Source organism: Bradyrhizobium denitrificans (assembly GCF_013179005.1).
Lineage (GTDB): Bacteria > Pseudomonadota > Alphaproteobacteria > Rhizobiales > Xanthobacteraceae > Bradyrhizobium > Bradyrhizobium denitrificans.
The window spans coordinates 1-11,467 of sequence record NZ_JABFDP010000064.1; the positions used below are offsets into that span (position 1 = coordinate 1).

Here is an 11,467-nt window from a genome sequence, read left to right on the forward strand (position 1 = left end):
GCGGGCCTCGCCCGCGGCTATTGGCAGCGTGCGTCGCTGAGTGCGGAGCGCTTCGTCCCGGATCCGTTTGGGCCGGCCGGTGCACGGCTGTACCGGACCGGGGACCTGGCGCGCTGGCGCGCCGACGGCGTGCTCGACCATGTCGGCCGCGCCGATCATCAGGTCAAGATCCGCGGCCATCGCATCGAGCTTGGCGAGATCGAGGCGCGGCTGCGCGAGCAGGCCGGGGTGCGCGACAGTGTCGTGGTGGCGCGGGAGCTGGGCGGAAGCCGGCAGTTGGTCGGCTATGTCAGCGGCGAGGATGCACTCGATGGCGCGAGCTTGCGCGCAGCGCTGGTCCCGGTGCTGCNATCGCGCCGCGCAATCCGACCGAGGCGGCGCTCGCCGCGATCTGGGCCGATCTGCTGCATCAGGACGAGGTCGGCGTCACCGACAATTTCTTCGAGCTCGGCGGCGATTCGCTGGTTGCGGTTCAACTCGTCGGCCGCATCAAGCGCGATCTCGCACGCGATCTGCCGCTGAAGCGGCTGTTCGAGCTGACGACAATCGAGCGGATGGCGTCAGTGCTGGCCGTGAATCCACCAGAGAACAGACGCGGCGACGAGATCGCCGCCATGTTCGATCTGCTCAAGGAAGTCGAGCTCGCCGATGAATGATCAATCCGGACTTCAGCAGCAGCAGCTCAGCGAAATCGCGCGCCGCCTCGCATCGCTAGACCCAGCGAAGCAGCGCACCTTTCTGACACAGCTCGCTGCGAAGGGTATCGATCTGTCGATTCTGCCAATCGCGCGGCAGCAATTGCAGCGGGCACCGCTGTCGTTCGTGCAAACTCGCCTTTGGTTCCTATGGCGGATGGACCCGGGCAGTGCAGCCTATAACATGCCCCTTTCGATCCGTCTTCGCGGTCGACTCGATGGCGATGCGCTGCAACGGGCTCTCGATGAATTGGTGATCCGCCACGCCGCGCTCCGCACTGTGTTTCGACAGGACGGCGGCGAACCCGAGCAGATCATCTGCCCGCCGCGGCCGGTCGAGCTGCGCCGGATCATCTTTGGCGGCGACGACCGCGAGCAGCAGGCCGCACGGGTGCGGCGTGAACAGGCCAATCTGCCGTTCGATCTCGAGGCGGGTCCGTTGCTGCGTGCGGCCCTGCTGGCGCTCGGTGAACAGGATCACATCCTCACGGTGACGCTGCATCACATTGTGGCTGACGGCTGGTCTCTGCAGGTGCTGACCGACGAGTTCTGGCAGCTCTATGGCTGCGCGGCGCGAGGCGAGGTTCGCTCGGTCCCCGCGCTCGAGATCGACTACGCCGACTTCGCGGCCTGGCAGCGGCTGTGGGTCAACGCGGTGGAAGGTGACCGGCAACTCGGCTATTGGACCGGCCGTCTTCGCGACACGACGATGCTGCAGCTGCCGTTTGATCGCGCGAGGGCCGCCGAGGCCGATCAGTCCGGTGACGCCGTGCGTCTTGCGCTCGGCGCCCCCCTGGCGGGCCGCGTGAGGGCGCTCGCGCAGCGCCACCAGACGACGATCTTCGTTGTGCTGTTGGCGGCCTTCAAAGTGCTGCTCTATCGGTACAGCGGACAGTCCGATATCTGTGTTGGAGTTCCGATCGCCAATCGCGACCGACCGGAGACGCGGCAACTGATCGGCCCGCTCGTCGATACGCAGGTGCTGCGCACGCAGATCGACACGCGATGCACGATCGCGGACTTCGTCATTGCCGTACGCAATGCAACGCTCGACGCGCGGGAGAACCAGGACGTTCCATTCGAGCGTGTGCTGGACGTCTTGCAGCCCCAGCGCAGCCTGAGCCAGAGTCCGCTGTTTCAGGTGATCTACAATCATCAGCGCCGCCGTGACCATTCCGAGGCCTATGCTTCGGCGGAACTGCAAATCGAGACGATCGCGCCCGAGATCGAGACCGTCAAATTCGATCTCGCTCTCGACACCGAGGAACTGCCATCGGGCGACATTTCGGCGCTGTTTTCCTTTGCGACGGCGCTGTTCGATCGCTCGACGAGCGAGCGGCTTGCGACGCATTGGCGTGCGATCCTGGAGATCATGGCGGATGAGCCCGCGCGCCCGCTCGCGGCCATCGATTTTCGGTCGGCGCTCGAACGCGAGACAGTGAGCCGGTGGAACCAGAGCGTTCCTGCCGCGAAGCCGTGCCTCCCGGTGCATCGCCTGTTCGAGAAAAATGCCGAGGACAGACCTGGCGCGCCGGCGCTGATCTTCGGGGCGGAGACGGTCAGCTATGGAGCTCTGAACAATCACGCCAACGCGATTGCCCGGCACCTGATCGCGCAAGGCATTCGGCCTGGCGACGTCGTCGGGCTCTCGATGCGGCGCTCACCCGAACTGGTCGCGGCGTTCATTGCCGTGTTGAAGGCCGGCGCGGCCTATCTGCCGCTCGACCCGGATCATCCGCTGGCAAGGCAATCCGCAGCGATTCGCGATATCGGAACGACCGTCGTGCTGGTCGCGGCGGCTGGTCTGCGCGAATGGTCGCGGATGGAAGGGGTCAGCGTCGTCGATGTCGGTGCAATTCGGTGCGAGGGCCGCGAGACCGATCCGGCGATCGGTGTCCATCCGCAGAGTTTGGCCTACGTGATCTACACGTCGGGTTCGACCGGCGTGCCGAAGGGCGTCGCGGTCGCGCACGGGCCGTTTGCCGTCCATTGCGAGGTCACGGCCGAACTCTATGAGATGGATCGGCAGTCGCGCGAGTTGCACTTCCTCTCCTTCACCTTCGATGGCGCCCATGAGCGGCTTTGGACTGCGCTGAGCTGTGGTGCAGCGCTGGTGATGCGCGACGCCGATCTCTGGTCGGCCGAGCAGACCCTGGAGGTCATGCGCGCGCAGAACGTCACCAATGCGGGCTTCCCGCCAGCCTATTTGCAGCAGCTCGCCGACTTCGCAGCGTGGCGCGGCAATCCGCCGCCGGTGTCGCTCTATTCGTTCGGCGGAGAGGCGATGCCGAAGTCGGGGTTCGACAAGATCCGGCGCGCGCTGCAACCGCGCAAGCTGATCAATGGCTACGGCCCAACGGAAGCCGTGGTGACGCCGCTTGTCTGGAAGACGGACGCTGCGGCCGAGATCGACTGCGCCTATGCTCCGATCGGTCGCCCGGTCGGACGGCGCTCGGCCTATGTGCTCGATGGCGATCTCAACATCGTGCCGGTCGGGGTTACCGCCGAGTTGCACATCGGCGGCGAAGGGTTGGCGACCGGCTATTGGAACCGTCCGGGCCTCACGGCAGAACGCTTCATCCCCGATCCCTATGGTGAACCCGGCGCGAGGCTGTATCGCACCGGTGATCTGGCCCGCTGGCGTGCCGATGGTGTGATCGATTATCTCGGGCGCTCCGACCATCAGCTCAAAATCCGTGGCTTTCGCATCGAGCCCGGCGAGATCGAAGCGCGGCTGGCGCAGCAGAGCGGCGTCCAAGCGGCCGTGGTGGTCGCGCGCGAGGTCGCCGGACGCCAGCAACTCGTCGGCTACGTCTGTGGCGAGGCTCTTGATGAAAGGACATTGCGGGCGGCCCTGCTGGAGGAACTGCCCGACTATATGGTCCCGGCGCGCATCATTTGCGTGGCGCAGATGCCGCTCACGGCCCACGGCAAGATCGACCGGGACGCCTTGCCGCTTCCCGCACATCCCGCGGCCGCGACAGACTACGTCGCTCCGCAGACCGAGGCGGAGCTGACCTTGGCGGCGATCTGGTCCGAGCTGCTCGGGCAGGCGCGCGTCGGATTGACCGACAATTATTTCGAGCTTGGCGGCGACTCCATCGTTTCGCTTCAGGTGGTCGGACGTGCACGCCAACGTGGTCTGTTGATCGAGCCGCGCGACCTGTTCCGGCATCAGACGCTTCAGGAGCTGGCGCGTGCCGCACGGAGCGACCGCGCGGCTGATGTTGGAGTGCACCCGGCGGAGCGCGACCACGAGCCGGTGCCAATATTGCCAATTCAGCGCCGCTTCTTTGCTGAGGACGCCGGCGAGCGGCATCATTGGAACCAAGCCGTGCTGCTCATGCCAGCATCGCGATTGGACTGGCGGGCGATCGCCCGGGCCGTGGCAGCCGTGCTGGCACAGCATGATGCCTTGCGGATGCAGTTCGCCGAAGTCGATGGCGCGTGGCAGGCCACCTATGGCGAGGCGCCGTCCGCCGCCGACTTGCTCTGGATACGTCACGTTGCGGACGCGGCAGAGATCGCGGCGGTCGCCGCAACCGCGCAGGCGAGCCTGTCCTTGCAGGGGCCGCTGCTCCGAGTGGTCGGAATGGATGTGAGTGACGGGAGCCAGCGGCTGCTGATCGTCGTGCATCATCTCGTCGTCGACGGCGTGTCCTGGCGCATTCTGCTGGAGGATCTCGCATCGGCCTATGAACAGGCTACGCGGGGCGCCACGACGATGGTGTTGCCGCCAAAAAGCCAATCGGTCGCATCCTGGGGCAGGAGGCTCGAAGACTATGCCTCGTCCGTCGAGCTTGCCGGGCAGCTCGCCTACTGGCGGACGCGGGGTCTTGCGTCCGATCTCCTCTGCGACCAGGATCATGACGATATCGATCGGGTCGCCGATGGCGAGGAGGTCGTTGTCGCCTTCGACGCGGACCTCACTGCCAAGCTGTTGAAGGACGCTCCGGCGGCCTACCGCACGCAGGTGAATGATCTCCTGCTTGCCGCGTTGGCCAGGTCGGTCGGACGCTGGAGCGGGCTCGATGACGTGCTCGTCGAGTTGGAGGGGCACGGTCGCGAGGACATCTTCGACGGCGTCGAGCTGTCGCGGACGGTCGGCTGGTTCACGACCGCATTTCCCGTCCGGCTGTCGGGTTGCGCGAGCGATGATGCGACGCTCATCAAGTCGATCAAGGAGGAGCTGCGCGCCATTCCGTCGCGTGGGCTTGGCTACGGCGTTCTGCGCTATTGCGGCACCCGTGCACAAAGCGCAGCCTTGGCGGAGAGCGCGGAGCCGCGCATCGTCTTCAACTATCTCGGCCAGTTCGGCGCGAGTCTCGGTCCCGACAGTGCCTTCAGCATTGCGCCGGAAAGTGCCGGACCATCGCGCAGTGCCAGCGCGCCGCTCGGCCGCTGGATCAGCATCAACGGCCAGGTACTCGACCGCGAGCTGCAGCTCACATTCGGCTTCGGGCGCAGGCGCTTTCGCCGCGCCACCATCGAACGGCTTGCCAATCATTATGCCGATGCGTTGCGCGAGCTCGTCGCGTATTGCACCAGCGGCGTACATGGCATCACGCCATCGGACGTTCCCTTGTCACGTCTCAGTCAGCCGGAGCTCGACCTGCTCGGAGGCGCGCACGACCGGCGCGAGATCGAGGACATCTATCCGCTGTCGCCGATGCAGCAGGGCATGCTGTTCCACGCGCTGCGTGACGCCGACAGCGGCAGCTATGTCAGCCAGATCGCGGTCGACATCAGCGGTGTCGATGCCTCAAGGCTGCAGGCCGCCTGGCAGGCCGTGACCGCCCGCCACGCGGTGCTGCGGACCGCCTTCGCCTGGCGCGAACTGTCCGGCCCTCCGCAGCAGATCGTCTATCGACAGGGGACGGTGCCGTTTGTCGTTGAGGATTGGCGCGACCGTATCGCGGCGATGGAAAGGGCCGCGCGCGACAGCGCACTGGCGGCCGTCGCGCAAGCGGAACGGCAGGCCGGTTTCGACCTGTCGCGGCCGCCGCTGCAGCGGGTCCGTCTCATTGCGCTCGGCGACGGGGCACATCGGCTGATCTGGACGCATCACCACATCCTGCTCGATGGCTGGAGCGCGGCACGGCTGATCGCCGAGATCATGCAGCATGTCCGTGGAGGAACGCTTTCTGCCGTCGCGGGCCGATACCGCGACTACATCGCGTGGCTGACGCGACAGGACCGGGACGCGACAGCGGCATTCTGGTCGCGATGGCTCGCACCGCTGGAAGAGCCGAGCCTGCTGGCCGATTCGCTGGGAGGACCCGCAGATCTCGCTTGCGGTCATGCCTACATCGATCTCGTCATCGACGCGATGCAGACCGAACGGCTGCACGCTGTGGCGCGTCGCGAACGGGTGACCTTGAACACCGTCCTGCAAGGCGCGTGGGCCCAGCTCGTGCGGCGGATGACGGGCCGAAGCGCCATCAGCTTCGGTGCGACGATCTCGGGACGGCCGCCCGAGATCGCCGGCGTGGAGGAGATCGTCGGTCTGTTCATCAACACAGTGCCGGTGCTCGACAGCCCGAGCCCCCAGACGCTGGTTGGCGATTGGCTGCGTGGCCTGCAGGCCGCGAACGTGGATTTGCGCGAGCACGGCTGGATGCCGCTCTACGAGATTCAGCGGCTCGCCGGCCGTGCCGGCCGTCCGCTGTTCGATACCATCTTCGTGGTTGAGAACTATCCGGTCGACGATGTCCTGCGCGACCAGCCAGGAGACGGTCCGCGCGCCAGCGGCGCCGAGCAGATCTCGATCACGAACTATCCGCTGACGATTGCGGTGTTTGTTGCGCCGTCCGGCATCAAGCTGGGGTTTCGCTATGATCGCAGCCGGTTCGATCGCGCGCAGATCGAACGGATGCAAGCTGCATTTGCCCATCTGCTGGCGCGCATGGCTGACGCCGGCGACCGTCCGCTGGCCGAATTGCATGGCGTGGATGACACCGCCGTGCGGCGCACCCTCGGTTGGAGCACCGGGTCTGTCGTGCAGACGGCCGGCGACGAGCCTCTGGACGTCGTGGCGCAATTCGAGCGACGCGTCGCAGCGCATCCGGCTGCCATCGCGTTGGTCACCGACGACGCACGGATGAGTTATGCCGAGCTGAACGCCCGCGCAAATCGCCTGGCGCGGCAGCTTCGGGCACGCGGTGTCGCTCAGGATGCGGCGGTCGGGCTCGCATTCGAGCGCAGCATCGACATGATTGTCGCCGTGCTCGCGGTGCTGAAGGCCGGCGCAGGATATCTGCCGCTCGATCCCGACTATCCCGATCAGCGCCTCGCAGCCATGCTGCGCGACAGCGGCGCGAAGATTGTCCTGACCATGTCCGGTCTGCAAGACCGCCTCAGCGCGACGGGTGTTGCGGGGAACGTCGAGGTGGTCGTGATCGGCGCTGCGGACCGCAATCCACCGGCCGACATCGACAGCTCGAATCTCTCGCTCCCCACGCATGCCGAAGGTCTTGCCTATGTGATCTATACGTCGGGCTCGACCGGCATCCCCAAGGGCGTCGCCTGTACGCGTGGGGCACTGGCCGCAAGGTTGGCCTGGATGCAGGCCGAATATGCGCTCGCGCCCGGCGAAACGCTGCTGCAGAAGACGCCGTTCAGCTTCGACGTTTCGGTCTGGGAGATAATGTGGCCGCTGACGATCGGCGCGCGATTGGCGATCGCCCCTCCGGGCGCACACCGTGAGCCGAAGAGATTGATCGACGCGATCACGACCCACGGCGTGACCACGCTGCACTTCGTCCCACAGATGTTGGCCCAATTCATCGCCGATCCTGGAGCGGTGCGGTGCACGAGCCTGAAGCGGCTGTTCTCCGGCGGCGAGGCGCTGCCGGTCCAGCTCATCGATCAGGTTCATGCTGTGTATCCGTCAGTCCGTTTCGACAATCGCTATGGACCGACCGAGACTCTCATCAATGCCTCGTTCTGGAATTGCGGGAGGCAAAGCGGACGCAGCGTGCCGATCGGGCATCCCATTCCGGGAACCGTGTTGCGCATCCTTGATGCCGACCTCAACCTGGTCGATGAGGGAACGACCGGCGAACTCTATATTGGCGGCACAGGGCTCGCGCGCGGCTATCTCGGTCGTCCGGCGCTGACCGCGGAGCGTTTCATCGCTGATCCGTTCGGACCGCCCGGCGCACGGCTGTACCGCAGCGGCGACCTGGCACGCTGGCGCGACGATGGCACCGTCGACTATGTCGGCCGGGCCGACCATCAGGTGAAGGTCCGCGGCTTCCGGATCGAGCTCGGCGAAATCGAGGCCCGCTTGCTGCAGCAGCCCGAGGTCAGCGCCGCCGCCGTGATCGCGCGCGAATTCGGTGCAGGACGCCAACTCGTCGGCTATGTGAGCGGTGGCGGCACGTTGAATGGCGCGGCGCTCTGCGAGGCGCTGGCAGCGGAGCTGCCGGACTACATGGTGCCGTCGCGCATCATCGTTCTCGATCGTCTGCCGCTGATGGTGAGTGGCAAGGTCGATCGTCTTGCGCTGCCGGCGCCGGAGGTGGGGGATGCGGCGGGGCGAATCCCGCCCCGTACGCCAAACGAAGTCGCGCTCGCCGCGATTTGGGCGGAGCTCTTGCGCCAGCCGAATGTCGGGATCACTGACAATTTCTTCGAGCTCGGCGGCGACTCCATCATCTCGCTGCAGATGGTCAGCCGCGCGCGCCGCGCCGGCCTTGCGATCGAGCCGCGCGATGTGTTCAAGCATCAGACTCTCGAGGCTCTTGCGCGCGAAGCCCGTATCGAGCTGCAACCCGCGACACATGCCGAGCAGGGCCTGATTGCCGGTCCGCATCCGCTGCTGCCGATTCAGCTCAGGTTCTTCGAGCAGAAGCTGGAAGCTCCGGACCACTGGAATCAGGCGGTGCTGTTGCGGCCGCGCCAGCGGCTGGAGTGGGATACTCTGCGCCGCGCCGTCGCTTCCGTCGTCGCCCACCATGACGCGCTGAGGCTGCGCTTCGAATGTGTCGCCGGCATCTGGCGCGCGGAGCATGATGCATCGCCTGCGCGTGCCGAACTGTTTCGGACATGCGAGGTCGCCGATGCCGACGCGGTGACCGCGCTCGCCGCCCAGGTACAGGCGAGCCTCTCGCTCACAAGTGGTCCTCTCATCCGCGTCGTCGGGATGGATCTGCCGGGGGACGAGCAGCGGCTGCTGATCGCGATCCATCACCTCGTCATCGATGGCGTGTCGTGGCGCGTGCTGCTGGAGGATCTGGCGGCGGCCTATGAGCAACTCGCCCGCGGAGAGCAGGGCGTGGTGTTGCCGCCGAAGACTCATGCCTATGCGCAATGGGGGGCAGCGCTGCACGCGCACGCCGCCTCGGACGAGCTCGCGGCAGAGCTCGAATATTGGACGCGAGCAAGGTCGACGGACGACATTCCGTGTGACAGCTCGCCGGACGATCGCGATACGGTCGCCGATGCACACGAAGTCAACTTGGCCCTTGAGGCCGATCTGACCACGCGGCTGCTCGGGCCGGCCCATGCGGCCTACCGCACCCAAGTCAATGACCTCCTGCTGGCGGCCCTGGCGCGCGCGGTGTGGCAGTGGTCCCGCCGTGATCACGTCCTGATCGAACTCGAAGGTCATGGCCGGGAGGACATCGGCGCTGGCCTCGACCTTTCGCGCACGATCGGCTGGTTCACAACTGTCTTTCCCGTGCAGTTGGCAGGAGGACACGAGGAGCCCGCGTCGCTGATCAAGGCGACGAAGGAGATGCTGCGCGCGGTGCCGCATCGGGGTCTCGGCTACGACCTCCTGCGCCATCTCGGCTCCGATGCGCAGCGCCATGCGTTGGCCGGCGGTCCCCAGCCGCAGATCGCATTCAATTATCTGGGCCAGGTGGACGGTGCTGGCGATAATGATTTGTTCACTATTGCGCCGGAGAGCGCCGGCCCCTCCCGCGCCGCGTCGAGCCCATTGCGGCACCTCCTCGCCGTCAATGCCCGTGTCCAGGGCGGCGTCCTGCAAGTGTCGTTCGGCTTCAGCCGGAAGCGCTATCGTACCGCAACGGTCCAACGTCTGGCGGATTGCTTCAAGGCAGCGCTGAAGGAGTTGCTCGACCACTGCGCGACCGATGTCCATGGCCTGACGCCCTCCGATGTGCCGCTCTCGAAGCTGAGCCAGGCCGAGCTCGATGCGCTCGCCTTGGATTGGCGCAAGGTCGAGGATATCTATCCGTTGTCACCGATGCAGCAGGGCATGCTGTTCCATGCGCTGCATGACGATGGCACGGGACTCTACGTCAACCAGCTGACGGCCGAAATCCACGGCCTGGATCCAGAGAGGCTGCGTGCCGCCTGGCAGGCGGTCACCGATCGTCATGATGTGCTGCGTACCGGATTTCTATGGCGAGAGCTGTCGGGATCGCCGCAGCAGGTCGTCTATCGCCACGCCGAGATGCGATTCGTCGAGGAGGACTGGCATGCGCGCGCAGCCGGAGCTGCTCCAGCTGCATTGGACGATGCGCTGAGTGCGCTCGCGCGGCGCGAGCGTGCCGAGGGGTTCGATCTGTCGCGCCCGCCGTTGCAGCGTCTCAGACTCATCAAGCTCGACCACAACCGTCATTGGCTGATCTGGACCCACCATCACATCCTGATGGACGGCTGGAGTTCGGCCCGCTTCATGGCCGAGGTGATGCTGCTGCTGGAGCAGGGGGCTCTTCCAGCCCAGAGGCTGCATTATCGCGACTACATCGCCTGGCTCCAACAGAGGGATCATGATGCGGCGTCCGCCTTCTGGCGAAACGCCCTGGCTGAGCTCGACGAGCCTGGTCTCCTGACCTCAGGCGGAACGGGCGATGTCGCTGGCCACGGCTCGCTCACGATGGCGGTGGACCCGGATCTCAGCGCGAGCCTGCAACAGTTTGCGACCCGCGAGCGGGTGACCCTCAACACGGTCGTTCAGGCCGCGTGGGCGCAGTTGCTGCGACGGCATACTGGCCAGGACACGGTGTGCTTCGGCGTCACTGTGTCCGACCGGCCTGCCGGCCTCGCCGGGGCCGAGGAGATGATAGGCCTTTTCATCAACACGCTGCCGGTCGTCGATCACGCCCATCCGCAGCAGAAAATCGGTGCCTGGCTGCGGGAGCTGCAAGAGCGCAATCTCGCCTTGCGCGAGCATGGCTGGAAGCCGCTCGCCGATATCCAGCGGCTGGCCGGCCGGGCCGGACGGCCGCTGTTCGACAATATCTTGGTGTTTGAGAACTATCCGGTCGATCAGGTCTTGCGGACGAAGCACGGCCAACTCAGTGCGAGCCGGACGCAGATCCTGGAGACCAGCAACTATCCCTTGTTCGTCAGCGTGGGCCTCGACGGTCAGCTGCGGCTCGTATTCAATTTTCAGCGGCAGCATTTCGACGAAAAACAGATCCGGCGCCTTCAGGCGGCATTCGTCCAGTTGCTCGCCACGATCAGTCGCGATGCTGGGCAGACCGTCGCTGGCCTCGTCGCGGATGACGCTGGCGATCTCGCCATGCTCGCGCGTGCCAATGATACAGCGCGTGCAATCGCGTTCGCCAGTCTCGTTGCTCAATTCGAGGCGCAGGCGGCCCGCAGAGGCGATGCAATCGCGCTGATCCATGGCGACGAGACGATCAGCTATGGCGAACTGAACGCGCGGGCAAACCGGCTGGCATCCCGCCTCAGGACCCACGGGATCGGGACGGATGTCGTGGTCGGCCTGGCGCTGGAGCGCAGCATCACGATGATGGTGGCGCTGCTCGCGGTGCTCAAGGCCGGCGGAGCCT

At 65.9% G+C, this 11,467-nt stretch carries 1 protein-coding gene and 1 pseudogene; both read left to right on the plus strand.

Annotated features, from left to right (window positions below; all coding sequences use genetic code 11):
- Nucleotides 1-656, plus strand: a pseudogene (locus tag HL671_RS39260) (phosphopantetheine-binding protein); the annotation flags it as partial.
- The coding region (locus HL671_RS37485) for a non-ribosomal peptide synthetase (protein WP_172244128.1) at nucleotides 649-11,467 on the plus strand (10,819 nt) is incomplete at its 3' end. The pseudogene HL671_RS39260 and the gene HL671_RS37485, both read left to right, overlap by 8 nt.